The organism is Rhizobium sp. WSM1274, from assembly GCF_025200775.1.
Classification (GTDB): domain Bacteria; phylum Pseudomonadota; class Alphaproteobacteria; order Rhizobiales; family Rhizobiaceae; genus Rhizobium; species Rhizobium leguminosarum_I.
This window is the reverse complement of sequence record NZ_CP104138.1, coordinates 3351832-3376388: the sequence shown is the minus strand read 5'-3', so window position 1 is coordinate 3376388 and position 24557 is coordinate 3351832. Positions and strand designations below refer to the sequence as shown.

The window sequence follows — 24557 nt, the reverse complement described above, 5'->3', positions numbered from 1 at the left end:
CCTGGAATCGCTTTGAGGATACGCCGGGGATGAACCCCGGCCGACATGTTTCAGGCTGTCCGAGGCATACAAATGGCAATTTCAGCGAAGACCAGATCGAGACAGGTGGTCATCGGGAAGCCGGACGCTGACGGCGGTCTGAACGACAATAACATGCATCCCGGCCATGAGCTTTCCGACCTGCGCAGCGTGCAGCGGCAGCCGGCCGGCGAGGCTGTGGTCCACTATGCGCGGTTCGCGCAGATATCCTCCTTTCCCGAACATCCGGAAGCCGAATCGACAGCCTCTGTTTCTGCGCCGCCGATCGATGCGGCGGTGGAAAAGCAGGAGGACGAGAAGGCGCCGGTGCGGCGACGGGTGGCGCTTGCCTGCGTTAGTTCGCTGATTTTCCACGCGACGCTGGCCGCTGCATTGATCATTGCGTTCCCCAAGGCGCCGGAGGAGGCACTGATGGAGGCAGGCGAAGCGATCAGCGTCGTAATGCTCGGCAGCTCTGACGCCGATCAGAGCGCCGCCGGCGAGCCCGAGGTGACTATACAGCAAGAAATTGTTCCGGAAGCTGTCGAACCCGATACGGTCAAGCCAGTGGAAACAACGGAAATACAGCCGGAGGCCCTCCAACCGGAAACTGTCCGGCGGACTGATGTTGTGCCGGTCGAGGCCGTTCAGCCCACGCAGGAGGTGACGCGTCAGTCAGCGGAGACGGTGACGACTGTGGAACCTGAGGTAATCGTATCGGAAATCCCTGCAGAAACGTCAGTTGCGCAGCCAATGTCGACAGTGGTGCCGGAGCAACCCCCGGAGATGCCGACAACATCCGCCGAACCACCCGCCGCAACCGCGACGCAATCCGTGTCGGAAGAGATCAAGCCCGTCGAAGCGGCCGCGATTTCTCCCGAGCCGGAAGCGCCGGCAGAGATTGCCACGCCACAACCAAAACCGAAGCTGGGAAAGCCCGCGGAAAAGAAGTCGGTCGAAAGAAAGCAGCCCCCAAAGAAGGCACAGGGTTCAGAGGGAGAGGCCAAACAGGAGTCACGCAAGGGCGCTGCGGACGGGCAGGCAGACGCTAACTCCGACAGTAATTCACGCACCTCGGGCGGAAGGAGTGAATCGGGCGGTGCATCCGAAGCCAATTACAAGGGCAAGATCGTCTCGCGACTGTTCCGTTGCGTTGACCGGATTGAATCGCGATATCGTCGCGATTCTGCATATTTGAATGTTCGCATCACGATCAACCGCAACGGAGATATCACCGCATCGGGGCTTATCCGAGGTTCGGGCTTGGCCGAGGTGGACGGTGCCGTTATGTCCCGGATCGCTGCCTGTAATCTTCCCGCTATGCCGGATGGCTGGGCCGGATCCTCGCGCTCGTACAGTTTTCCGGTGCAAGTCACTGCTCGTTAAAATATGATAAAAATAGTCAACTTTGTACTTTACTCTAAAAATCAAGTTTAATAAGGTGCCGCTCGCACACGCAGGAATCGTGTGACGATCAACGAGCGAACGGGTGGCATATGGCTCGCAAGGGCAAGAAGGGTTCGAACCGGGAGGTCCGCGACAGCGCGGGCGAGGACGCCGGCCAGGCGTCCTCCGGGCGATCCAAATTGGATGGCCGCAGTTTCCTCTATGTCGGCGGACGCGACTGCCAGGTGGCGCATCTTCGCCAGATCTGCAGCAATTTTGGTGCCGAGCTCATTCATCACGACGGCGGGCTGCGTGAAGCGGTTTCCCGCATCGATACCGTCCTTCCCTCGGTCGACTGCGTGTTCTGCCCGATCGACTGTATCAGCCACGATGCCTGCCTGCGCGTGAAGACCGGCTGCAAGAAGTTCGGCAAGGCCTTCATCCCGCTTCGCAACGGCAGCAAGTCCAGCCTGGAGCGTGCGTTGCATACGATGAACGAACGAGACAATTCCCGATGAACGACCAGCGCCCCGACGGCTTCACCATGATCGGCCTGCACAAGCTTGCCGCGCAGACAGGCGAGGGCCTCGTGCCCGAACTCTACGAACTTTTCCAGCAGCATGCCGAACGCCAGCAGATCTACCAGAATGTGACGCTGTTCCCGACCTGGGAAGCGCGTATGCCCGGAGAAGCGGCAACAAGACCGCTTGGCCTGGCGGCGGCAAGCGGTGATAATGTTCTCGCCTTTCCCTCGCGTGTGGCTAGAGCGGGCCAAAGGAAGGTCTAAAGCGCGTCGCAATCCTTCAGATTTGCTTATCGCACTTTAGGTCTTTGTTTTTACGCATGTCGTTGTCGCAAAACCGCTACACACTTTTGCGCGACATGCTTTAGGAGATTTCATGTATATCGCAATGAACCGCTTCAAGGTTGCAACCGGGAGCGAAGGCGATTTCGAGACGGTCTGGCGCAACCGCGATTCCGGCCTGCCCGAGGTGCCCGGTTTCGTCGAATTCCGCCTGTTGCGCGGTAAGGTCAACGAAGAGGAAGGCTATACGCTCTATTCCTCGCATATGGTCTGGAAAAGCGAAGCGGATTTTCAGAACTGGACGAAGTCCGAGAGTTTTCGCGCAGCGCACCGCAATGCCGGCGATCACAAGGCGATCTACAAGGGACCGCCTGTTTTCGAAGGCTTCAACGTGGTTGATGGGATCTAATTGCGGTTGATTAAGAGCGACTTGGCTCTTCGCTAAAATCTTGATTTTTTGCTCTTTCTCAACTCCGGCGGAGAAAGGAGCCTGAGGCGCTGCCACAGGTCTCTTCTCCCCAGCGGGGAGAAGTGCCGGAGCGATAGCGAGGCGATGAGGGGGTGAGCGGCTAAGCCGCGAATGCACTGAGAGTAAGCGAAGGGCAATAATGGATGGCGTGCCGTGCGGCCCCTCATCCGACCCTTTGGGCCACCTTCTCCCCGAGGGGAGAAGAGGGAGCAAGCCGCGGGCCCCAGCCATTCCTCGGGATGGTATATCTACTCTGTGAACCTTCATTAAGCCTCTGAGCAATATCGGCAGAGCGCTATGCCGAACCGACAATCCTAGGCCCGGACGCGAAAAACCGCTCCGGCGGCAACGGCCAGCCAGCCGAACATCATGGCGAAACCGCCGGTCGGGGCGGCCATCGGGAAGAGGCCTGAACCGGCAAAACGCAGCGAAACGAGATCGCCTGAAAAGAGCAGCGTGCCGATGCCAATCAGCAAACCGGCCAGCCAGGCGGTATAGATTCTGTCGGCGGCGAGCGCCAATGCCAGCAAGGCAGGCGCATGCGCCAGGCACATTGCCGAGGCCGAGGCGAGCAGGTGGGCATCGCCACCGCCATGCGCAGCCGCTGCCGCAAGCGCCACGCCGGCAAAGCCGAACAGGCCCGACAACAAGTAAAACAGCGGCACGAAACGGTCATTGAGGCGCATCGGCTATTCCTTGTTCTGCATGTGATAGGCGAGACGTTCCACCGGCGCCCAGATAAGATCGCGCAACGCCTGGCTCGATATCGTCTCGTCCAGGGCGCGGCGAAAGCAGAGCAGCCATTCGTCACGCTCGATAGGGCCGATCTCGGCGACGAAATGGCGGCTGCGCAGACGCGGATGGCCGCGCTTGTCGGTATAGAGCGGCGGGCCGCCGAGATAACCGCTCATATATTCGTAGAATTTCACTTCACTGCCCGTAAGGCTCGGCGGATGCACGGCGCGCACGTTGCTCGCCTCCGGCAGCGTGTCCATCAGCTCGTAGAAGCGGTGCGTCAGCGCCCGCACGACCGGATCGCCGCCGATCGCCTGATATAAGGTGGTGACCTTCTCCGTCACGAACCATCCCCACTGTCTGGACCAACCCCGGCCTCTTCATGCACCGGGCGGAAAATGATCGCAACTGTCATCAAGGTGCCGCGGCATTTCGCGCATAATGCCGAAGCAGGGGTAGCCGCCGATTCTGTTTGACAAAACCGTCCGGACGGTATCTTGTAATTTGCATGTCAAACGCTCATCATCGCAAGAAGCAGCCCGCCCTCGTGCGCCAGCAGTTGCTGGATGTCGCCGCGCGCCTTGCTGCCAGCGAAGGCATGGCCGCCGTCACGCTCGACGCGGTTTCCGCCGCGTCCAGCGTCAGCAAGGGCGGGCTGCTGCATCACTTCCCGACGAAGAACGCGCTGCTCGATGCCCTGTTTGAAAGCCTGCTCGAAAAGTTCGACGCCGATATGGAGGAATTGATGCGCGGCGATCCGCTGCCGCAGGGCCGCTTCACCCGCGCCTATCTCAGGGCGGTATCCGGTCTCAAGGATCGTCCCGACGATTCCCGGAGTTGGACGCAGGTGACGATCGCGCTTCTTGCCGAACCCCGGCTGCGTCTTCGGTGGCGCCAATGGGTGCAGGCGCGGGCGGAGGAATATATCGGCACCGACTCCTCCCTCGACGCACAAGTCGTGCGTTTCGCCGCCGACGGACTTTGGTTCGCAGATACATTGGAAAGCCATGATATCAGCGGCGTTCTGAGGCGGGATCTCATCGATCGCCTTGTCGAACTGACCGGCAAGTAATTCGAAAAGGAATTCGCCATGAGCCAGGCCGCCGTCTACGGGCTGCTGTTTGCAGCCATCGTGCTCGAAGTCATCGGGACGACCGCGCTGCAACTGTCGCAGCAGTTCACCCGCATCGGGCCGACGGCACTCGTCCTCGCCTGTTATGCGGCTGCCTTCTATTGCCTATCGTTGACCCTGAAGAGCATCCCCGTCGGTATCGCCTATGCGATTTGGAGCGCTTTGGGAATCGTGCTGATTTCCTCGGTAGGTCTGGTCTTCTTCAAGCAGCGTCTCGATTTGCCAGCAATTGTCGGGCTTGGGTTGATTATATCTGGCGTTTTAGTCGTCAATCTATTTTCTAAAGCGGTTTTGCATTGATATTGCTGCTATATTGCCAGCCGGTTTTTCCGTCTTCAGTCGGTAAATTTTCCCCTTTGTCAAAATACTGACAAAGGTCTATGTGTTCCTTGGACGTGGAGGAGACGAGGCGCAGTCGGCGCCGTTTTCCAAAGCGCTTTGAATCCTGACTTCCCGCCTATCGATACTTCCAGGTTCTACAGGAGCACATCATGGCCATTCGCACCGTCGTCTGGGGAGAGAATATCCACGAGAATACCAATGCCGTCGTCCGGAGTATCTATCCCGAGGGCATGCACACGACGATCGCCAACGCGCTGAACACCGATCCAAGTATCTCGGCGACGACAGCGACGCTGCAGGAGCCGGAGCACGGTCTCAGCGAAGCCCGCCTTGCTGAGACCGACGTCTTGACCTGGTGGGGCCACAAGGATCACGGCGCGGTCTCCGACGTCGTCGTCGAGCGTGTTGCCAAGCGTGTCTGGGAAGGCATGGGCCTGCTGGTGCTGCATTCCGGCCATTTCTCCAAGATCTTCAAGCTGCTGATGGGCACGCCCTGCGCGCTGAAATGGCGCGAGGCGGGTGAGCGCGAGCGTCTGTGGACGATCAACCAGCGTCATCCGATCGCCGCCGGCATCGGCGAGCATTTCGAACTCGAGAACGAGGAAATGTACGGCGAGCAGTTCTCGGTGCCGGAACCGCTTGAAACGGTGTTCATCTCCTGGTTCCAGGGCGGGGAAGTGTTCCGCTCGGGCCTGACCTGGCGTCGTGGCGCCGGCAACGTCTTCTATTTCCGCCCAGGCCACGAGACCTATCCGACCTATCACGACGTCAATGTGCAGAAGGTGCTGATCAACGGCGTGAAGTGGGCCTATAGCCCTGAGGGGGCGTTGACTGGTATCACCGACGCTCCAAATGTGCCGGTAGAAAAAGCACTGGAGCCGATCGTCGAACGCGGCCCGAGACTGCACCAGGCCGGCGAAGCCGGTTACCGCTGAGGAGCATCCATGCGACTACTCGTTCTTGGCACGGGGGTGATGGCGAAAAACCAGCTCGCCCGCTTCCCCCTCATCGACGGCGTGACGGTGGTCGGCGCCGTCGACACCGATTCCGAACGGCTTTCGGCCTTCGCGGACAAATTCAACATCGAAAAGCGGTTTCTTTCGCTGGAGGAGGCGATCGCCTGGGGTGAATTCGATGCGGCGACAAATGTCACGCCCGACCGCATCCATCACCCGACGACGATGGCGCTGATTGCTGCGGGCAAACACGTTTTCTGCGAAAAGCCGCTGGCGGAGAACTATGCAAAGGCGCTGGAGATGACGGAGGCCGCCGAAAAGGCCGGCGTCATCAACATGGTCAACCTCACCTATCGCAACGTCGCGCCGCTGCAGCGCGCCCGTGAGATGGTGCTTGCTGGCGAGCTCGGCACGATCAGACATGTGGAAGCCTCCTATCTCCAGAGCTGGCTGGTGTCGCGCGCCTGGGGCGACTGGCGCACGGAATCGACCTGGCTGTGGCGGCTTTCCACCGGCCATGGTTCGAACGGCGTGCTCGGCGACGTCGGCATCCATATTCTCGATTTCGCCGCCTATGGCGCGGCGACCGACATCGATCACGTCTTTGCGCGGCTGAAGACCTTCAACAAGGCGCCGGGCGGCCAGATCGGCGAATATCTGCTCGATGCCAATGACAGCTTCACCATGTCTGTCGATTTCGCCAACGGCGCGCTCGGCGTCATCCATGCCAGCCGCTGGGCGACAGGGCATCTGAACGAGTTGAAGTTGCGCATTTATGGCGAGAGGGGCAGCCTTGAGGTCATCCATCGTCCCAGCGGTTCGGAGCTGCATGGTTGCCTCGGCGAGGATGTCGAAACCGCGACCTGGACGAAGATCGAGGTTGAACCGGTGGCGACCAACTACGAGCGTTTTGCCGAGGCCGTGGCAAGCGGCATCCAGCCGGACCCGAACTTCCGCCACGCCGCCAACCTGCAGAAGGTGCTCGACCTTGCGATGGTGACCGAGCGCGAGCGACGCGAGTTGAAGGTTTGACCCTGTCCGCTGGATAAGCTGCCGTTCATCCGACGGTGGCTTATCCAGCGCATCGGCGCACCATCGGCTTTCAGTCCGCAATATTTTCGCGCTATGCTCTGGCAATGAGCAGCTCAAGGCTTTCGTTTGGTCCGTTCCTTTACGATCCCGTGACAGGAAGCCTGTGGCGGGACGGAAAGTCCGTTGCGGCGGGACCACGGCCCGTAGCGCTGCTCGGCTTGCTGCTGGAGGCTGAGGGCCGCGTCGTCACCAAGGCGGATCTGATGGAGCGGGCCTGGCCGGGACTTGCCGTAGAAGAAGGCAACCTGACGGTCCAGATTGCCACGCTCAGGAAGCTTCTCGGCGCAAACCCGGATGGCACGGAGTGGATCGTCACCGTTCCCAGGGTTGGTTATCGCCTGCCGCGCCAGGACAATGCCGGGATGGCGCCCGTGGCGCCGCAGGCGCCGTCGGTTGCCGTTCTTCCCTTCGCCAATCTCGGCGGTGACGCCGACCAGGATTATTTCGCCGACGGCGTGGTGGCGGAGATCATCACCGCGCTTTCGCGCTTCCGTTCCTTTTCGGTGGTCTCGCAGAACTCCGCCTTCGTCTACAAGGGACGCAGCGTCGATGTGCGAGAGGTGGCCAGGGAATTCGGTGTGCGCTACGTGCTCGAAGGCAGTATCCGGCGAGAGGGCGCGCAGCTGCGCATCAACGTGCAACTGGTCGACGGCCTTTCGGCGGCCAATCTCTGGGCCGATCATTTCGAAGACGGCATCAGCCACGTCTTCGCCTTCCAGGACCGGATCACCGAGCGCGTTGCCACGATCGTCGAGCCGGCGATCGAGATCGCCGAAATCCGGAGATCGCGGCGAGACCGGCCGAACAGCCCCGCGGTCTATGATCTCTATCTGCGTGCGCTTGCTGCCATCACCGACGAGTCGATCGAAAGCAATGCCGTTGCCTATGCGCTGCTGCGCGAGGCCCTGGCCATCGAGCCGGAAAATGCGTTGATCCTGTCGCTTGCCGCGTGGGCGCTCGAACATCGCACGACCATGGGCTGGCCGCCGCTCGGAGAAGACGACAAGGCGGAATGCCTCAGGCTTGCACGCAGCGGCCTCCAGCATTCGGCCGGCGATCCCCGGGTGATGGTCCATTGCGGTATGGCGCTGCTGCAGACGGGCAAGGACTACGACGGCGGCATGGCCGTCCTGGAGGCTGCCGCTGCCGCCAATCCCAATGATCTTCGCGTCGCGGCATGCTCCGGCATCGCGGCCCTGCACTGCGGCGATATCGATGACGCGCTCGAGCGTCTGCACCGCGCCTTGATGCTGGGGCCGCGAGATCCGGACGCGCGTTTTTCGCTGACGGGCATCGCGATGGCCGAGATCTTTCGCGGCAATTACGAGGCGGCGGTCTCTTTCGGCGCTCGCTCGCTGGCGCTCAATGCCCATTTCGACCCGACCTACTGGATGCTGATCGCAGCACATGCGCATCTCGGCAACATGGCCGAGGCGCGGCAGTACCTGCATGCGCTTGAGGCGATCGCACCCGGCGCGACCCTTGAGAAAATTCAAGCCGGTCAACCGGCCAGGGACCCGCGGCGCTTTGTTCCGGTTCTGGCAGGACTGGCGCGGGCCGGAATGCGACCGCGCTGAAAGCTCTTGGAAGTTTTAGTAGCCCTTAATCGGTCTCTTAAGGACCCAAAGCGGACGTTTCGGCGATGCTGATCCCGTCAATCGATGGAGGATCGGCTCATGCTTTCCACCGTGCATATTCTATCGCTCAGGCAGGGCAAGCTTTACGGCGACCAAATTCCGATAGAGGCGCTGCCGCGGGGGTTCGAGTTGCCAGAGTACGCCGTCGTTCTGTTCTCACTGATCGGCAGGTGGCGCGAGCGCACGAAAAAAGGCTCCGCCGAAGCGGAGCCGGAAGTTGCCGAACCACAACGGGCGGCTTCGGTTGCCTGATTATTCGATGACCTGCACCACACGGTGGGTGCGGGGTTCGACAATCACGCGTTGATTGTTGATGACCGTATAGGCATATTTCGGATTGTCAGGTACCGGCGTCACCACGACGTCTGCCGGAAGCGGCTTGCCGACGACGATCGGTTCCTGGACCACCACGGAGGCGGTCGGGGCTGGCTGCTGCTGGACATAAGTGACGACCTCGCGCGGCGGCGGATCGACAACGGCACCGGCGACACCGCCGGCCACACCGCCAATGGCAGCACCCACAGGGCCGCCGACGATTGCGCCGGTGATGGCGCCGCCGGCTGCACCGGTCACGGCTCCATCAGCGAGCGCATTGGTTGCAAATGACGACAGCGCAAGGGCGCTGGAAACAACGAGAATCTTGTACATTTTGCTTCTCCTTTTCTGGGGATTGCACTGGGGTAACGACCGCGCCAATCCGAGGTTCCGGCAGGAGAGTGTCACGCTTTGGACGGCCGGTTCACATTATGTGAGGCCGCTAAAGTCCGGGTCGGAATGCGTTATTCCAGCCGCCGGCGGAAAAGCCAGGCGGCGGCACTGAGCGTAACAGTGGCGATCAGCGCCAGTGGGATCGTCTGGTTCACCACCTCGCTCAAAGGAATATCCTTGAGGAAGACGCCTTTGACGACGACCAGGAAATAGCGCAGCGGATTGATCAGGGTCACCGGCTGCAACCATCCCGGCATGTTCTCGATCGGCGTCGCAAAGCCGGAGAGCAGCATAGCCGGGACCATGAAAAGGAAAGCGCCGAGGATCGCCTGCTGCTGCGTCATCGACAGCGCCGAGATGAAGAGGCCGAGGCCGGCGACCGAACCGAGATAGAAGATCGCGCTGCCGTAAAGCAGGAAGAGCGAGCCGCGCAGCGGCACCTCGAAGAGGAAGACGGCGGCCAGGATATAGACGGTGATGTGGAAGAGGCCGATCATCATCGGTGGAATCAGCTTGCCGATCAGAATCTCGTGCATACGCAGCGGCGAGACCATCAGCTGGTCGAAGGTGCCGAGCTCGCGCTCGCGAGCAATCGACAGCGCCGTGACGATCAGGCCGATGAGGAGCGCGATGCTGGCGATCAGGTTCGGCACCATGAACCATTGATAGGTGAGGTTCGGGTTGAACCAGTTGCGCGGCAGTGTCGAGACGATGTCGGCGCCGGCACGTTTGCCGGCCGGTGTCTCGGCGGCAAGGGCGGCGCCGATTTGCGAGAGATAGCCCGCGACGATCTGCGAGGCGTTGGAGCGACGGCCATCAAGCACCATTTGCAGGTCGGCTGGCGTCCCGGCCTCGATATTGCGGGAAAAGTCTGGGCCGATCTCAACGGCGGCAATGGCCGTCTGATTGTCGATCGCCACCCGGACCTCCGCCTGACTTTCTGCAATCTCGATCTTCCTGAAAGTCGGCGAGCCGTCGATGCGCTCGATCAGTTCCTGGCTCCAGTGACCGCTGTCGCGGTTGAGGATCATCACATCGACATTGCGCACTTCGAGCGTCGCGGCATAGGAGAAGACGAGAAGCTGGACGATCGGCGGGCCGATCAGGATGGCGCGGCCCTTCGGATCACGCAGGACGGCGAGCAGCTCCTTGACGATCAGGGCGTAAAGCCTTGTCCAACCCATCTCAGCCGATCCTCTTTCTGGTGCTGCGCGCCGCAAGCACGAACATGATGACGCCGATCGTCAGCATCACGCCGATCGCCTGCAGGAACATCGGCCAGATATCGCCGGCGAGGAACACCGTCTGCAGGCTGGGGATCAGGTAACGCGCCGGCACGATGAAGGTGACCCACTGGATCACGGTCGGCATGGAATTGATCTCGAAGAGAAAGCCCGACAGCAGGAATGCCGGCAGAAAGGCCGAGATCAGCGCCAACTGTGAGGCGAGGAACTGATTCTTCGTTGCCGTAGAGATCAACAGGCCCTGGCCGAGCGCCGGGATCAGGAAGGCGACCGATAGGGCATAGAGGGCAGCGACGGAGCCACGGAACGGCACGCCGAAGAGAAAGACCGCAAGCAGCACGCAGAGCGTCATCGAGGTGAGGCCGAGCAGAAAATAAGGCAGGATCTTGCCTGCGAGCAGCTCGACCGCTGTTACCGGCGTTGCCATCATCGCCTCCATCGTGCCCCGCTCCCATTCGCGGGCGACGACGAGCGAGGTCAGAAGTGTGCCGACCAGCGTCATGACGATGGCTATGGAGCCAGGCACGAGGAAATTGCGGCTAGTCAGTTCAGGATTGAACCAGAAGCGCTGCTCGACCGAGATGGCAGGACTATGGGAGGCGACGTCCGCTTGCCTCTGCCGCTCCCAGTTGGCAATGGTGCCCCGCGCATAATTCTGTACGAAATTCGCCGTGTTCGGATCCGAGCCGTCGACAATCATCTGAATATCGGGACGGTTGCCGGCGGTGTAGCGTGTGGTGAAATCGGCGGGAATGACGACAATGCCGCGTACCTTGCCGAGCACAAGATCGTCCTCGAACAGGCGCCGGTCGCGGCTGACGGCGACCTCGAAATAGCGCGAGGCTTGGAAACTCGCCGACAGATCCTGTGTCAGCGGCGTCATCTCCTCGGTCACGAGGCCGATGCGAGTGCGGGTGGTATCGAGCGAGACGCCGTAGCCGAAGAGAAAGAGCAGGATCAGCGGCAGCACGAAGGCGATGAGGATGCTGCTCGGATCGCGAATCGCCTGAAAGCTTTCCTTGCGCACGAGGGCCAAGAGACGCCGCATCCGGCCGGAGGAGGTGCTCATGCGGCATCCTCCTTCTCGGATTGCTGCACCAGGGCGATGAAGGCGTCCTCCATCGTCGGGTCCGGCTGCTCCTTGGTTGCAACCCGGGCTTTCAATTCATCGGGCGAACCGAGCGCGATCGAACGTCCGCGATAAATCAGCGAGATGCGGTCGCAATATTCCGCCTCGTCCATGAAATGGGTGGTGACGAGCACGGTCACGCCCTTTTCGACCAGCGCATTGATATGCGTCCAGAATTCTCGCCGGGTGATCGGATCGACGCCGGAGGTCGGTTCGTCGAGGAAGAGGGCGCGCGGCTCGTGCATGACAGCGCAGGCAAGCGCCAGGCGCTGCTTCAGGCCGAGCGGTAGATCTTTCGCCGGCTGGCTGGCATGGCGGCCGAAATCGAAGATGCTGGCCATCAGCTCGATGCGTTCGCGCCTGTGCGGCCCGCGAAGGCCATAGACGCCAGAGAAGAATTCGAGATTTTGCATGACAGTCAGATCGCCATAGAGCGAGAATTTCTGCGCCATGTAGCCGAGGTGGTTGCGGGCCTCGGCGGCATCGCGGCGAAGGTCGAAACCGGCGACGCGGCCTTCGCCGCTTGTCGGCTTCAGCAAGCCGCAGAGCATCTTGAAGGTGGTGGATTTGCCGGCGCCGTTTGGGCCGAGCAGGCCGAAGATCTCGCCGCGGCGGATATCGAAGCTGATATTGTCGGCAGCGGTGAAATCGCCGAAGCGCTTGGTCAGCGCCTTGGCCTCGATCACCGGCCGGTCATCCTCGCCTTTCGTCGGCTCTTGCGCCTCGGCCAATCTCGAGCGGCCGCCAGGACCACCACCCAGCATGTCGATAAAGGCATCTTCGAAGCGCGGCGGGGCAGGGGTGAGTGTCGCGCCATCGCCGGCCGAGCCTATATCCGGTTTCCTGTCCTTGGCGGCGACGAGGCGGATCGCCTCGCCCTGGATCACGCCATCGATGACGCCATCAGCCTGCAGAAGTCCGGCGAGCACCTGCCGGCGGCGCCCTGTCAAGCCCGAGACGCGGAAAACCCGGTCGCTGACGCGGCCGGTCATGTCAGCCGGTTTCCCCGAAAAGAGCAGCTTGCCCTGGTTCAAGAGCAGCACATGATCGCAGGCTTCGGCCTCGTCGAGATAGGCGGTCGACCAAAGGACGCCGATGCCTTCCTTCGTCAGGTTCTCAACCATCTTCCAGAGGTCGCGGCGCGAGATTGGATCGACGCCGACGCCCGGCTCGTCGAGCAGCAGCAGGCGCGGCTTCTTCAGAAGCGCGCAGGCAAGACCGAGCTTTTGCTTCATGCCGCCGGAAAGCTTTCCAGCGAGCCTGCCGGTGAAACGCTTGAGATCGGTAAAGGTGAGCAGTTCGTCGAAGGCGCTCGCACGTTCGCTCTTCGGCAGGCCACGCAGATCGGCGTAAAGGTCGAGGTTTTCCTGTACCGAAAGGTCCTCATAGAGACCGAAGCGCTGCGGCATGTAGCCGATCGCCGCCTGGATGCCGGCGGCATTCTTCCGGGTATCGAAGCCGAGAACCTCCATAGCTCCCGTGTCGGGCAGCATCAGGCCGGTCATCAGGCGGATCAGCGTCGTCTTGCCGGCGCCGTCAGGGCCGACGAGACCGGTGATCGCGCCGCCACCGATGACGCCGGAGACGGCGTCAAGGACGGCCGGCGCATCGTCGAAGCGCTTGGTGACGCCGTCGATCCGGACAAGCGGCTTGTCGCCCCGGCCGGTCTCGGCGGCGGTCATCGTTCGTCCGCCGTCGGCGTAGGAAAACGCATGGTGACTGGCATGCCCTGGCGCAGATCCGGGCCGGGCTTATCGATGACAATCCGCAGGCGATAGACGAGGTCGGTCCTGAGCTCCGGCGTCTCCACCGATTTCGGCGTGAATTCGGCAACCGGCGAGATGAAGCCGATCGTACCTTCATAGGGTTTGTTGGACGCCGTATCGGAGGTGACCGAAACCTTCATGCCGGGATGGATGCGGCCGAGATCGGGTTCGGCGACATAGGTGCGAACCCAGACGGGTTCTGTCAGCGACAACACGAAGACGGTGTCGGCGGGGGAAACAATCGCGCCATTTTCCCGGACGCGGGAGAGCACGACGCCGTCGTTCGGCGCGCGCAGTTCGGTGTCATCTAGCGAAGTGCGGGCGGAAGCGAGTGTTGCCTGTGCCGCCTTCAATTGGGCGTCGGCAGCGGCAATATCCTCGACACGGGAGCCTTCCAGCAGCAGTTTCAGCGCCTCGTTGGCGGAATCGGAACGTGCGGCGGCCATGGCCCTTGCAGCGGTTGCCTGATCAAGGCTCGCCTCGGAAATCGTCCCCTGCGGTCGCAACTGGCGGGCGCGGTCATAGGCGAGGTTGGCATTGCGGAGATCGGCGATACTTTCGTCATAGGCGGCGCGTGCCTGGGCGATCTCGGTCGGCCGCGGACCGGCTTTCAGCTTGTCGAGCGTCGCCCGAAGGGCTGCGACATTGGCCTCGCCGGAGCGGACCGCGAAGTCATAGGGGGTTGCGTCGAGCTTCGCCATGACCGTTCCGCTCTTGATGACGTCACCTTCGTCGGCAAGGAGTTCGGAGAGGCGGCCACTGACGCGGAAGCCGAGCGAGACCTGGCGGATATCGATATTGCCGTAAAGGACGAACTCGCGGCTGGCCTCAGGCAACCAGCCGAGCTTTTGGGGCAGGCCGTACCACCAGCCGGCGGCACCTGCCGCAACGAGAAGAAGGATTGCGAGGGGAAGGATGCGTTTCATGCTGCACTTCCTTTCGGCGAGCCGATGCAATCGACCAACTCTGCGGCAAGGCCGCGCACCGTTTCCACCTGTTCCGGGCCGACTCCGTCCCACTCCATCTGGGCGAGCACGGCCGCGTGGGCGACGCGGAAGACGAGAATGCTGCCGAGAAGGGTGAAAGTGCGAAGGCGCACATGTTCCGAGGCGGGATCCTCGTGAAGGATGGCTCCGATCAGCCGCCGGCCCACCTCGATCATCGGCCGCATGAGGCCCTGATAGACCCGTGTGAAGGCTTCGGTCGGCTCCATCTGCTCGCGGATCAGGAAACGCGCCCAGGATTCGGATTCCCCGCCGACGAACAGCGTCACCATGGTCTGCAAAATCTCGATCAAGAAATGGCGGGCCTCCGCTTCCCCAAGCGGTTTGCCCGCAGCGTCGAGCGCCAGCAGATGCGCACCGACGCGCGCCCTCATGTCACCGACATGCGTATTGATCCGCATCATCAGATATTCGGCCGTGGCGATGTAGAGACCTTCTTTGCTGCCGAAATAATAGGGGATCGCCTGCAGGTTGACGCCGGCCGCATCCGCGAGCTGGCGCGTCGAGGCGCCATCGAAGCCATAGCGGCCGAAGACGTCGAGGGCAGCGTCCAGCATCTTCTGGCGCGCGATCTCGGCGCGGGCGGAGGCCGGTGGCTGGCTGTTAGCTTCTCGGGTCATGGCAATTTGTAACATTAGTCGAAAAGTAAGTCAATCGATTGATATATTTGCCAAGGCAAGAAGATGACATTGCTCGTGGAACGTGTGGTCTGGTTTGGGATCGAGATATGCCGTTCAGCGGTCCAACGTCAATTCGGATCAGGCGATCTCACAGTTATGGAAAAACGCTTGGAAAGAAGCAAAGAGGCCCGTGGGAACGGACCTCTCAGGGTTCTCGGGGTGGGAAGAGGAACCAAGCCTCGGGGTCGGCTGCTAACAGGTAGCAGTGCAATATCACTAATTTTCACGACACTAATATGTCTGGTGCCAGCCGGCTGCAAAACAAAGAACGCGCCACTTTTTCGTGATCCCTGTGACTATGTTTTGACACAAAACTGCCTTGCTCTTTCCGTATCGGCAGTTCGATGCGTATTCAGATCTATATTATCGCTCTGCTGCTCAGCGCCATCATGTGGTCGATCTCGTTCGATGCGGCGCGAGAATCCTATCATGCTGCGCAAAGTGCGGGATTGATGCCGAACCTGCACATCAACAAGAAGCTGGATCGTGTCCTGTAGACTGCGATGCAGCGTCGAGGCCATCGGCATTTCCGCGTTTTTTCCGTGGATTCCCGACCGGTGCGACCGGAAAATCAAATTTCTTAAAATTTGACCGATCTGCTTAAAAACCCTGAAAATACTGATGTGTAGAGTGGTCTCATGAAAGCGACCGAAGCGTGGACAGACGCGTCGATCGTTTGGAGCCGGGCAAAATGAAGCCCGCCGATCCGCAAACGGGGACTTCGACATGCACAGAACTCTTGCCACCATCGCCTTGACCCTGACGATCACCGCCGCCGCCGAGCCGGCCTTCGCCATCGGCCCAGCCAGCCTTGCCCGCGACCTGATGTACACCTCAGCCATTGGCCATTCGCCCGAGGTTCCGTTGACGACACGCGCCGGTTTCATGCGCCCAGGCGTTCCTTTCGTCCTGCGCGGCCCTGCTACGGTCGAGGGCGAGGGCTACCGGCTCAAGACCTATTCGCAGAGCCTGACCGTTGTCGTCGGTTACGTGTTTGCGACGGCGGTCGCTGCCGTCGACGCCGTCACGTTTCTCCGCTGAAACATTGGGCCGGCTTCGGCCTGTCGCATCCTCTGCGACACCTAGCGCATGATACCGAAAAGTGTGAGGGGTCTTCGGACGTCACCCTGTTCTAAGCGTCGAGTTCGCCGCGCACGTCGAGATACCAGTCGACGAAGGCCTTGACGCCGATATCCAATGTCGTATCCGGCCTGTATCCCGTCAGCGCGACGAGCAGATTGGGGGCTGCGAAGGTGCGCGGCACGTCACCCTTCTGCATCGCCAGCATCTTGCGGATGGCGGGACGGCCGAGCGCTTTCTCCACCGTTTCGACGAAATCCATCAGGCTGACCGGCTTGCCCCCGCCGATATTGACGACGCGGAAGGGCGCCTGGCGCGAAAGCGTTTCGACAGCTACGTTGTCAAGACGATTTTCCTCGCTCGGAGCGATTGCCGAGAGCCTGACGATCGCTTCAATGAGATCGTCGATATAGGTGAAGTCACGGCTCATATTGCCTTCGCCGTAAATCTCGATCGGCTGGCCTTCGAGCATGTTCTTGGTGAATTTGAACAGCGCCATGTCCGGGCGGCCCCATGGGCCATAAACCGTAAAGAAGCGAAAAGCCGTGGTCGGAATCTTGTGAAGATGGGCATAACTATGCGCCATCAGTTCCATTGATTTCTTCGTCGCGGCATAAATGGTCAGCGGCTCGTCGGCGCGATCGGTCTCGTGAAAGGGGACGGTCGGATTGGCGCCATAGATCGAGGATGTCGAGGCCAGCATCAGGTGACGGATTTCGACGCTCCGCGCGATTTCCATGATGTTCCACGAGCCTTCGACGTTCGAACGAAGATAGGCCTCGGGATTTTCCAGGCTGTAGCGGACGCCAGCCTGTGCGGCGAGGTGGATCAAAATGTCGGGCTTGGCCTCCAGAACGGCGGCTTCCAGCGATGGGCGGTCCTCAAGCATAGCGATGACAGGTTTGAAAGCCGGAAACTGGGAGAGTGCCGCATGGCGCATCTCCTTGAGCTTGACGTTATAATACGGAGTCAGGCCGTCGAAGCCTGTGACGTCGTGCCCTTCCTGCAGCAGGCGCCTGGCCAGATGAAAACCGATAAAGCCGGCAGTCCCTGTAATGAAGTAGCGCATTCCCACCTTTTCTCGGCTCCCTGCCGACGGCAAAGAGCCGATTCCGTATCAAGTGACCCCACTTACAAGATAAGAAGAGGCCGAGTCGATAGGTCTTTGAAAGAGAAGGCCACAGCACCGTCCCCGCTGCCGTCGGTCTATCCGCCGCTGTTTTGCCGGACGCCGGCTCCCGGCTGTTTTGTTGCATTGCACCATAACTGATCGCATGTTATGGCCGGACGGCCGTCTGCAAGCAGGTCAGGATCGATGAGAGATATAATTTATTGGATTCTCTGCGCGTTTCTGACCGTTGCCATCGCGATCGTATCGTTACGCTATGTCACGAACTTCTGGCTTCTGTCCTTCGTCTACAGCTTTCAGCTTCACCTCGGCGTCGTGTTCGTCGCCGCCAGCATCATCATTCTGGCCATCAAGAGACAGATCTACGGCTTTATCCTTCTGATTGCCTCGCTTATTCTCATCGCTCACGGCATCATCATGCTGCGCGAATTCGCGGAGGGCGACAGAAGCACCGACACCCCGCCGCTTTTCCGTCTGATGTCGTTCAACATCGCGATCGACAACTGGAAAAACTCAACTGAGATCACCAACATGGTGATCGCGTCGAATGCCGACGTCGTCAATCTGCTCGAAGCAAAGCCGTTGACGTTTCACCTGCAGCAATTGTTCAAGGCCTATCCCTACCATATCGGCTGCGATACCGGGAAGGATACATGCGATACGCTTGTGCTCTCCAAACGCCCGTTCGTCAGCCCGCAGGTTGCAAGCATGGGCAGTTTGCGAAAAAATAGGCTGGTGATAGCAAGCGTCGATTTCGGCGGCGAGACCATCAATCTGGTTTCAGCGCACCTGACTAAACCATACTTCGACGATTTTCAGATGGCTGAATTGGAAGATCTCGCCAAAGCGCTCGGCTCAATCGACGGCCCTCTGGTGGTGTCAGGCGATTTCAACTCCTCGGTGATCGCTCCGAGCATCCAAGCTTTCCTGCGCGACCAGAAGCTGAAGACGATCACGCCGGAACCGGCAACATGGCCGGTCGGCGCCGGCCGGCTCGGGATCGCCATCGATCACATATTTGCGCGCGCGCCGCTTCATCTGACATCGCTGAAACGTGTCGATGATAGTCTCGGCTCGAACCATTCGGGTCTGATCGCCGACTTCGTTCTCGACAAGGACAGTGCAACTTCACCCGCAAAATGATTTTGCCTGCGGGAAGACAAGCCCGGGCAAGGAAATTGCCGGCCACAAATCAGAATCTGGTTCGGCCGCCTTTTTTGTCGATCATCTGAAAGGTCTTGCCGTCGGTCTTCACGTTGACGCAATCGGTCTTCTTGCTGGGGAACAGGACGCACACCTGGCCATTGTTTATCTTGTAGCCATTCTTATTGCCGTCGCGATATTCGTAGCCATTCTTGCCTTCTTTCAGTTCGGACGTACCGGGCAGGTGCTGGCGAATTTCGGACTCGCTTGCGGTTCGCATGCTTGCCGTTTCGGCAAACGCCATTCCCGGCACCATGATTGCAAGAAATCCGGCGAGGACGGGCAACGTACGCATCAGGGGGATATCTCCGGTCATGTCTGTCGGTACATCCATTCTACGAGAACCCCAAGAGGAAATTCAACAGCGAGGATGGTCGCGCCGGAAAAGACCCGACCATCGCTCCGGTTGCGATTTTACGTTCTTCCGAACTCATCGACGATACGGATGATGTCGTCCTCGCCGAGATAGGAACCCGTCTGCACCTCGATGAGTTCGAGAAGGATCTTTCCGGGGTTGGCGAGGCGGTGGACTTCGCCGAGCGGAATGTAGACGCTCTCGTTCTCACGCAGCATCCGCACGGTCTCACCGACCGTCACCTCGGCCGTTCCCTTGACGACGATCCAGTGTTCGGAGCGGTGGTGGTGTTTTTGCAGCGAAAGCTTCTTGCCCGGTGTAACGAAGATGCGCTTCACCTGGAAGCGATCGCCGTTGAAGATCGAGGTATAGCCGCCCCAGGGGCGATAGGATGTCGGATGGGTTTCGGTGAATTTCGCGGTGGCGGACGTGGACGCCAGCATCTTGACCAATTGCCCGACGTTCTGGCTGTCTTTGAGCGGCCCGACATAGACGGCGTCTTCGCTGGCGATGACGGCGACATCATCCATGCCCTGGACGGCAAGATGCACGCCATGCGTCATGACGAGCGAGTTGCGGGTATTGACCACGGTGGTGTTTGCGGCGGCGACATTGCCGTTACCGTCGCGTGCGCCTGATTTCCAGACGGCATCCCAGCTTCCCATATCAGACCATTTGAAGGGCGAGGGGACAACGGCGGCCTTGGAGGTCCTTTCCATGATCGCGTAGTCGATGGAGATGTCGGGGCTCTTGGCGAAATGGTCGGGGTCGAGGCGGGTGAAATCGAGGTCGCGGCTTGCCTTCGAAACGGCCTTGCTTGCAGCCTTCAGCACGTCAGGCGCATATTCCTGCAGTTCGGCGATAAGTTCCGCAACCGGGAACATGAAGATGCCGGAGTTCCAGTAGAAGCCGCCTGCGGCGAGCATCTGCTCGGCCTTCTCAAGCGCCGGCTTTTCGACGAAGCGCTTGACCTTGTGCGCACCATTTTTGAGCGCATCGCCGATTTCGATATAACCGTAACCCGTCGCCGGCTCCGTCGGACTGATGCCGAAAGTCACGAGCTTGCCGTCGCCTGCGGCATCGCGGGCGATGCGGATGCAATCGAAATAGGTCTCATCGGCCAGGATCTCGTGATCCGAGGCGAGCATCTGGATGATGGTGTTCTTGCCGAAGAGCTCGCCGGCAAGGTTAGCGGCGGCGGCCACCGCTGCCGCGGTGTTGCGGGCAACCGGTTCCAGCAGGACGGCGGCGAGCGGGATGGCGAGTTCGCGGGCCTGCTCGGCGACCAGGAAGCGGAATTCCTCATTGGTGACGACGATCGCGGCTTCATAGAGATCCGGATTGGAAACCCGGTCGAGGGTCTCCTGAAACAGCGTCTTGTCACCGACGAACTGGATGAACTGTTTCGGTGCGGTGGCACGGGAAAGCGGCCAGAGCCGGGTGCCTTTGCCGCCGGCCATGATCACGGGAACAATTTTCTGCGTCATAGGCGGGTTCCTTGAAAAAAGCGTGTTCGTCGCATGTTTAGCGGGTATCTCCGCCCAGTCTCGTATACGGGTCAGCCCGGCGGTCAGAAGATCCAGGGCTGCGGTTTCGCTCTCGGCTTCCACGTAACAGCGCATTTCCGGCGCATTGCCGGACGGGCGGAAATGGATAATCCTGCCGTCCCTCAGCGTCAGGCGAAGTCCATCGATGTCGGACTTCGCAGCCACCTCGCCGATCGGCTGCAGGAAGGCCGAAAGATTTTCATCAGAGGCACGCAGATACTGCATCAGCGCTGCGCTCGTCTCGACCGGAAAACTCTCCAGGCGGTCGGCGGCTGCAAATGGCAGATGATAAGAGGCGGCAACGGCCGAAAGCGGCTGCCTGCGAATGGCGGCGAGCGACAGGATCGCGAGCATCGGGATAAAACAATCGCGTGTCGGCAAGGCACGCACGTTCCGGCCGTTGATATCAAAGGCGGTTGCGGTCAGCAGTCCGCCATTGGCTTCAAAGCCCATGACATGATCCTTGCCGGCCGTCACGGCCTCTTCCATGCCTGATATGACGAAGGGTGAGCCGACGCGGGTGCGTCGGACGGCGAAAGAGCCCGCGGCCTCGATGCCCGAATTGGAGGTAACCGGCGTCACCACCGTGCCGGCGCCGAGGAAATTGGCTGCCACGAGGCCGAGAAGGTCACCGCGCAGCGGCGTGCCTGTTTCGTCTGCGACCAGCGGACGGTCGCCGTCGCCATCGGTCGAGACGATCGCATCGAACTTGTGGTCGGACACCCAACGCCTCATCAGCGCGATCGTCTCGTCGGAAACGGCTTCGGTGTCGACGGGAATGAAACTCTCCGAACGTCCGAGAGCGGTGATCTCGGCGCCGTAATGAGCGAGAACGTCCACCAGCAGGTCGCGGGCGACGGTGCTGTGCTGGTAGACGCCGATCTTCAGGCCGGCAAGCGCGCCTTGCGGAAGCAGAGCGGCATTGCGTTCGAAAAAGAGCTGCCGGCAGATCGCTTCATGATCCTCCGTCCCGGTCGGCGCCTGCGTTACCGTTTCGCCGGTTCGTTCGATCTCGGCTGCCAAACTGGTGATCGCTGCCTCGTCCGCCTTGTCGATCTCGCCATCCGGGCGATAGAATTTGATGCCGTTGCGGTCGGCCGGAATATGTGAGCCCGTCACCATCAGACATGCGGCGTTGCTTTCGAGACCATAAAGGGCAAGGGCGGGTGTGGGGACATTGCCGCAGTCGAATATCCGAAAGCCGAGCGCGGCAAGCGCACCGGCACAATTTCCCGAGATTTCAGGGCTTGAATCGCGAAAATCGCGGCCGATCAGAATGACGTCGCCGGTCCGCGCCTTACCGGTCTGCAGCAGATATTTGCCGAACGCGGTGGCGTAGAGGGCAGAGGCGCGCCCCTTGAGATCGACTGAAAGTCCGCGAAGGCCGCTCGTGCCGAATTTCATAGGAAGACATGGCTCCGATTTCACAATCAAGGTTCTACTCAGGCCGCCTGCCGGCGTAAATACCGAAGCTATCATATAGTTAAACACGGACGACGGTGCCCCGGCCAGCCTCTCGCAAATCCTCTCTCCGAATTCTGAAGGTGTAGACCTATTGCCGAGCCGACGGGCATTGCAGCGTAGATCGATTTTGCTAGAACCGTGTGACCGTTATTTCGTCATATGCGAAGGGTTTCCGGGATGAGCGATCCATCCGTCAGTCTCGAGGAGAGCTGGAAGGCTGCGCTGGAGGGGGAATTTTCCAGCCCCTACATGCAACAGCTCAAGTCTTTCCTCGTCGCGCAGAAGCAGGTCGGCAAGCGGATATTCCCCAAGGGCAGCGAATATTTTCGCGCCCTTGATCTGACGCCGATCTCCAACGTCAAGGCCGTCATCCTCGGCCAGGATCCCTATCATGGACTTGGGCAAGCCCATGGGCTGTGCTTCAGTGTCCGGCCGGGCGTGCGCATACCACCCTCGCTCGTCAACATCTATAAGGAGATGGAGACGGATCTCGGCATAGCGCCGGCACGGCACGGTTTTCTCGAACATTGGGCAAGACAGGGTGTGCTCCTGCTGAACAGCGTGCTGACCGTCGAGGAGGGGCAGGCAGCGGCCCATCAGGGCAAGGGGTGGGAGCGCTTCACCGACGCCGTTATCCGCAAGGTCAACGATGAATGTGAATCCGTCGTCTTCATGCTCTGGGGTTCCTATGCCCAGCGCAAGGCCGCCTTCGTCGATACGACGCGGCATCTCGTGCTCAGGGCGCCGCATCCCTCGCCGCTTTCGGCCCATAACGGTTTTTTCGGCTGCGGGCATTTTTCAAAGGCAAATGCCTTCCTGCAGTCGCGCGGGCGCGCGCCGATCGACTGGCAATTGCCGGCCGATCCCCACGGGGCATAGGTGTGAACGCAATCTGATGTTCGTTCACTAATAGAAGACAATGCGTTTTGGTCTGCGGGTCTGTTCCGTGAGAGTTTCAGCGCGCATCTTAGCCTCATCGAAAGCCCGCAACGGCGGGCATGAAAAGGGGTCTCAAATGCTCGATCAGATCAAGGGTCTGCACCACGTCACGTCGATGGCGCAGGACGCCCGCACCAACAACCAGTTTTTCACCAATGCGCTCGGTCTGCGTCGCGTCAAGAAGACTGTCAATTTCGACGCGCCTGACGTTTATCACCTCTATTACGGTGACGAGACCGGCACACCCGGCAGCGTAATGACCTATTTCCCGTTCCCGAAGATGGCGCAGGGCCGTCCCGGCACAGGCGAGGTCGGCACGACGGTGTTTTCCGTTCCGCAAGGCTCGATCGGCTTCTGGAGCGATCACTTTGCCGCGCTTGGTGTCGGCGGCCTGAAGGCTGAGGAAAGTTTCGGCGAGAAACGCCTGAATTTTTCCGGTCCCGACGGTGACGGTTTTGCACTTGTTGAAGTCGAGGACGATAACCGCCAGCCCTGGACGCATAGCGGCATCAGTGAGGATCACGCTATTCGCGGCTTCCATTCCGTTGCCATGCGGCTGCGGGACGAGGGCGCCACGGCCGAGCTCCTGAAGTTCATGGGCTACCAGGTCGCTGAAGAAAGGGACGGCGTCAAGCGGCTGATCAAGCCCTCCGGCAATGGCGCGCATCTCATCGATCTCGAGACCATGCCGAACATCGCCCGCGCGCTTCCCGGCGCCGGCTCGGTTCATCACGTCGCCTTCGCCGTCGAAAACCGCGAGAAGCAGCTCGAAGTGCGCAAGGCGCTGATGGACACGGGTTATCAGGTCACGCCGGTGATCGACCGCGACTACTTCTGGGCCATCTATTTTCGCACGCCGGGCGGCGTGCTGTTCGAGGTCGCGACCAATGAGCCAGGTTTCGACCACGACGAGGACACGGCCCATCTCGGCGAAGCCTTGAAACTGCCGCAGCAGCACGCCCATCTTCGCGCGCTGCTCGAGCAGCACCTGCAGCCGCTCGAAGCGTAAGGAGAGGCGATATGACCGAAACTGGATATGTGCACCGGCTGCATGCCGGTGCACCTGATAAACCTATTCTGCTGGTGCTGCACGGCACCGGGGGCGACGAAAACCAGTTTTTCGACTTCGGTCGGCGCCTGCTGCCGGAAGCGACGATTCTCTCCCCGCGCGGCGATGTTTCCGAACACGGCGCGGCGCGGTTCTTTCGCCGCACCGGGGAAGGGGTCTACGACATGCCCGACCTTTCGCGCGCGACCGAGAAGATGGCTGCCTACGTCAAAGCATTCGCTGACGAGTACCGGGCTTCCGAGATTCTCGGCCTGGGATTCTCGAACGGCGCAAATATTCTTGCCAACGTGCTGATCGAGAAGGGTATCTTCGATGCCGCGGTTCTGATGCACCCGCTCATTCCGTTTCAACCCGAAGCCCAGGTAACGCTTGTGGGAAGAAAGGTGCTGGTGACGGCGGGACGACGGGATCCGATCGCTCCCGTCTCCATGACCGAGGCGCTGTCCGAGCATCTGAAAGACCGAGAGGCGGAGGTCAGGGAGGTCTGGCACCCCGGCGGTCACGAAATTGCGCCGCTCGAGATCAATGCGGTTCGCGATTTCCTCGGCAATTATTGACCGCGCGCCGCGGCAGCGCCGCGTCTTTTTAGACACGCAAACGACGCCGTAGCATTTTGAAGTGCGGCATAATTTGTCCTTCAATCGATCCCGATTTAAGGAATTATGCAA

The 24557-nt window shown here is 60.5% G+C and carries 27 protein-coding genes and 1 pseudogene; 16 read left to right on the top strand and 12 right to left on the bottom strand.

Translation table 11 applies throughout. The features are described from left to right. The first annotated feature begins 72 nt into the window (after positions 1–72). From N2600_RS16975 to N2600_RS16960, 4 genes are all read left to right on the top strand, one after another. On the top strand, positions 73–1404 hold the full coding sequence (locus tag N2600_RS16975) for a TonB C-terminal domain-containing protein (protein ID WP_260296866.1): 1332 nt from the start codon (positions 73–75) through the stop codon (positions 1402–1404). 110 nt (positions 1405–1514) lie between these two features. After that, positions 1515–1922: a DUF2325 domain-containing protein gene (locus N2600_RS16970; RefSeq protein WP_018481661.1), complete on the top strand. Its 408-nt coding sequence runs from the start codon at positions 1515–1517 to the stop codon at positions 1920–1922. Next, positions 1919–2191 (top strand): hypothetical protein, encoded by a 273-nt coding sequence (locus N2600_RS16965; RefSeq protein ID WP_260296864.1) that lies wholly within the window; start codon positions 1919–1921, stop codon positions 2189–2191. The genes N2600_RS16970 and N2600_RS16965 overlap by 4 nt, the downstream gene beginning before the upstream one ends. Before the next feature lie 112 nt (positions 2192–2303). Beyond that, positions 2304–2618 carry an antibiotic biosynthesis monooxygenase family protein gene (locus N2600_RS16960; protein ID WP_260296863.1) on the top strand — a complete coding sequence of 105 codons (315 nt, stop codon included), beginning with the start codon at positions 2304–2306 and terminating at the stop codon, positions 2616–2618. A 374-nt stretch (positions 2619–2992) separates the two neighbouring features. Here the strand turns inward: N2600_RS16960 and N2600_RS16955 are convergent, their stop codons facing one another. Together N2600_RS16955 and N2600_RS16950 are read right to left on the bottom strand one after the other, a co-directional pair. Beyond that, positions 2993–3364 (bottom strand): DUF423 domain-containing protein, encoded by a 372-nt coding sequence (locus N2600_RS16955; protein WP_222386751.1) that lies wholly within the window; start codon positions 3362–3364, stop codon positions 2993–2995. 3 nt (positions 3365–3367) lie between these two features. Further along, positions 3368–3757: a group II truncated hemoglobin gene (locus N2600_RS16950; protein WP_162118043.1), complete on the bottom strand. Its 390-nt coding sequence runs from the start codon at positions 3755–3757 to the stop codon at positions 3368–3370. A 164-nt stretch (positions 3758–3921) separates the two neighbouring features. On the opposite strand from N2600_RS16950, the gene N2600_RS16945 reads away from it, so the two are divergent. From N2600_RS16945 to N2600_RS16920, 6 genes are all read left to right on the top strand, one after another. Continuing rightward, positions 3922–4485, top strand: coding sequence for a TetR/AcrR family transcriptional regulator (locus N2600_RS16945; RefSeq protein ID WP_170257287.1), 564 nt, complete (start codon positions 3922–3924; stop codon positions 4483–4485). Between the two features lie 18 nt (positions 4486–4503). Then, positions 4504–4845, top strand: a complete 342-nt coding sequence (locus N2600_RS16940; RefSeq protein WP_260296861.1) for an SMR family transporter — start codon at positions 4504–4506, stop codon at positions 4843–4845. A 191-nt stretch (positions 4846–5036) separates the two neighbouring features. Beyond that, positions 5037–5822 carry a ThuA domain-containing protein gene (locus N2600_RS16935; protein WP_260296860.1) on the top strand — a complete coding sequence of 262 codons (786 nt, stop codon included), beginning with the start codon at positions 5037–5039 and terminating at the stop codon, positions 5820–5822. A gap of 9 nt (positions 5823–5831) precedes the next feature. Further along, positions 5832–6875 (top strand): Gfo/Idh/MocA family protein, encoded by a 1044-nt coding sequence (locus tag N2600_RS16930; protein ID WP_017965774.1) that lies wholly within the window; start codon positions 5832–5834, stop codon positions 6873–6875. Between the two features lie 104 nt (positions 6876–6979). Then, positions 6980–8512, top strand: coding sequence for a winged helix-turn-helix domain-containing tetratricopeptide repeat protein (locus N2600_RS16925; protein ID WP_260296859.1), 1533 nt, complete (start codon positions 6980–6982; stop codon positions 8510–8512). Positions 8513–8611: 99 nt separating this feature from the next. Then, a complete protein-coding gene (locus N2600_RS16920) occupies positions 8612–8824 on the top strand; it encodes a hypothetical protein (RefSeq protein WP_017965772.1) in 213 nt (70 codons plus the stop codon). Here N2600_RS16920 and N2600_RS16915 read toward each other — a convergent pair whose 3' ends face one another. From N2600_RS16915 to N2600_RS16890, 6 genes are all read right to left on the bottom strand, one after another. Further along, on the bottom strand, positions 8825–9220 hold the full coding sequence (locus N2600_RS16915) for a DUF1236 domain-containing protein (RefSeq protein ID WP_162117989.1): 396 nt from the start codon (positions 9218–9220) through the stop codon (positions 8825–8827). A gap of 131 nt (positions 9221–9351) precedes the next feature. Then, on the bottom strand, positions 9352–10464 hold the full coding sequence (locus tag N2600_RS16910; protein WP_260296858.1) for an ABC transporter permease: 1113 nt from the start codon (positions 10462–10464) through the stop codon (positions 9352–9354). 1 nt (position 10465) lies between these two features. Beyond that, positions 10466–11593: an ABC transporter permease gene (locus N2600_RS16905; RefSeq protein ID WP_260109253.1), complete on the bottom strand. Its 1128-nt coding sequence runs from the start codon at positions 11591–11593 to the stop codon at positions 10466–10468. Beyond that, a complete protein-coding gene (locus N2600_RS16900) occupies positions 11590–13335 on the bottom strand; it encodes an ATP-binding cassette domain-containing protein (protein ID WP_260109252.1) in 1746 nt (581 codons plus the stop codon). The genes N2600_RS16905 and N2600_RS16900 overlap by 4 nt, the downstream gene beginning before the upstream one ends. Next, positions 13332–14345: a secretion protein HlyD gene (hlyD, locus tag N2600_RS16895; RefSeq protein WP_222386744.1), complete on the bottom strand. Its 1014-nt coding sequence runs from the start codon at positions 14343–14345 to the stop codon at positions 13332–13334. Before hlyD ends, N2600_RS16900 begins: the two co-directional genes overlap by 4 nt. Then, on the bottom strand, positions 14342–15043 hold the full coding sequence (locus N2600_RS16890; protein WP_222386743.1) for a CerR family C-terminal domain-containing protein: 702 nt from the start codon (positions 15041–15043) through the stop codon (positions 14342–14344). Before N2600_RS16890 ends, hlyD begins: the two co-directional genes overlap by 4 nt. Before the next feature lie 404 nt (positions 15044–15447). On the opposite strand from N2600_RS16890, the gene N2600_RS16885 reads away from it, so the two are divergent. Together N2600_RS16885 and N2600_RS16880 are read left to right on the top strand one after the other, a co-directional pair. Then, positions 15448–15600, top strand: a complete 153-nt coding sequence (locus N2600_RS16885) for a hypothetical protein (protein ID WP_003581757.1) — start codon at positions 15448–15450, stop codon at positions 15598–15600. A gap of 229 nt (positions 15601–15829) precedes the next feature. After that, positions 15830–16144 carry a hypothetical protein gene (locus N2600_RS16880; RefSeq protein ID WP_162117995.1) on the top strand — a complete coding sequence of 105 codons (315 nt, stop codon included), beginning with the start codon at positions 15830–15832 and terminating at the stop codon, positions 16142–16144. 91 nt (positions 16145–16235) lie between these two features. Here the strand turns inward: N2600_RS16880 and N2600_RS16875 are convergent, their stop codons facing one another. After that, entirely contained in the window at positions 16236–17252 is a 1017-nt protein-coding gene (locus N2600_RS16875) for an NAD-dependent epimerase/dehydratase family protein (RefSeq protein ID WP_260109251.1), read from the bottom strand. A 246-nt stretch (positions 17253–17498) separates the two neighbouring features. On the opposite strand from N2600_RS16875, the gene N2600_RS16870 reads away from it, so the two are divergent. Continuing rightward, complete coding sequence (locus N2600_RS16870) at positions 17499–18455, top strand: endonuclease/exonuclease/phosphatase family protein (protein WP_260296853.1); 957 nt, start codon at positions 17499–17501, stop codon at positions 18453–18455. A gap of 49 nt (positions 18456–18504) precedes the next feature. Here the strand turns inward: N2600_RS16870 and N2600_RS16865 are convergent, their stop codons facing one another. From N2600_RS16865 to N2600_RS16855, 3 genes and pseudogenes are all read right to left on the bottom strand, one after another. Beyond that, positions 18505–18810: a hypothetical protein gene (locus N2600_RS16865; protein WP_026154312.1), complete on the bottom strand. Its 306-nt coding sequence runs from the start codon at positions 18808–18810 to the stop codon at positions 18505–18507. Positions 18811–18929: 119 nt separating this feature from the next. Next, on the bottom strand, positions 18930–20357 hold the full coding sequence (locus tag N2600_RS16860; RefSeq protein WP_222386781.1) for a mannose-1-phosphate guanylyltransferase/mannose-6-phosphate isomerase: 1428 nt from the start codon (positions 20355–20357) through the stop codon (positions 18930–18932). A 51-nt stretch (positions 20358–20408) separates the two neighbouring features. Then, positions 20409–21821 (bottom strand): annotated as a pseudogene (locus N2600_RS16855) (phosphomannomutase); the annotation flags it as partial. A gap of 237 nt (positions 21822–22058) precedes the next feature. On the opposite strand from N2600_RS16855, the gene ung reads away from it, so the two are divergent. From ung to N2600_RS16840, 3 genes are all read left to right on the top strand, one after another. Next, positions 22059–22760 carry a uracil-DNA glycosylase gene (gene ung, locus N2600_RS16850; RefSeq protein ID WP_260109249.1) on the top strand — a complete coding sequence of 234 codons (702 nt, stop codon included), beginning with the start codon at positions 22059–22061 and terminating at the stop codon, positions 22758–22760. Positions 22761–22896: 136 nt separating this feature from the next. Continuing rightward, positions 22897–23829, top strand: coding sequence for a VOC family protein (locus tag N2600_RS16845; RefSeq protein WP_017965760.1), 933 nt, complete (start codon positions 22897–22899; stop codon positions 23827–23829). A gap of 11 nt (positions 23830–23840) precedes the next feature. Further along, positions 23841–24446, top strand: coding sequence for an alpha/beta hydrolase (locus tag N2600_RS16840; protein WP_017965759.1), 606 nt, complete (start codon positions 23841–23843; stop codon positions 24444–24446). Positions 24447–24557 lie beyond the last annotated feature (111 nt).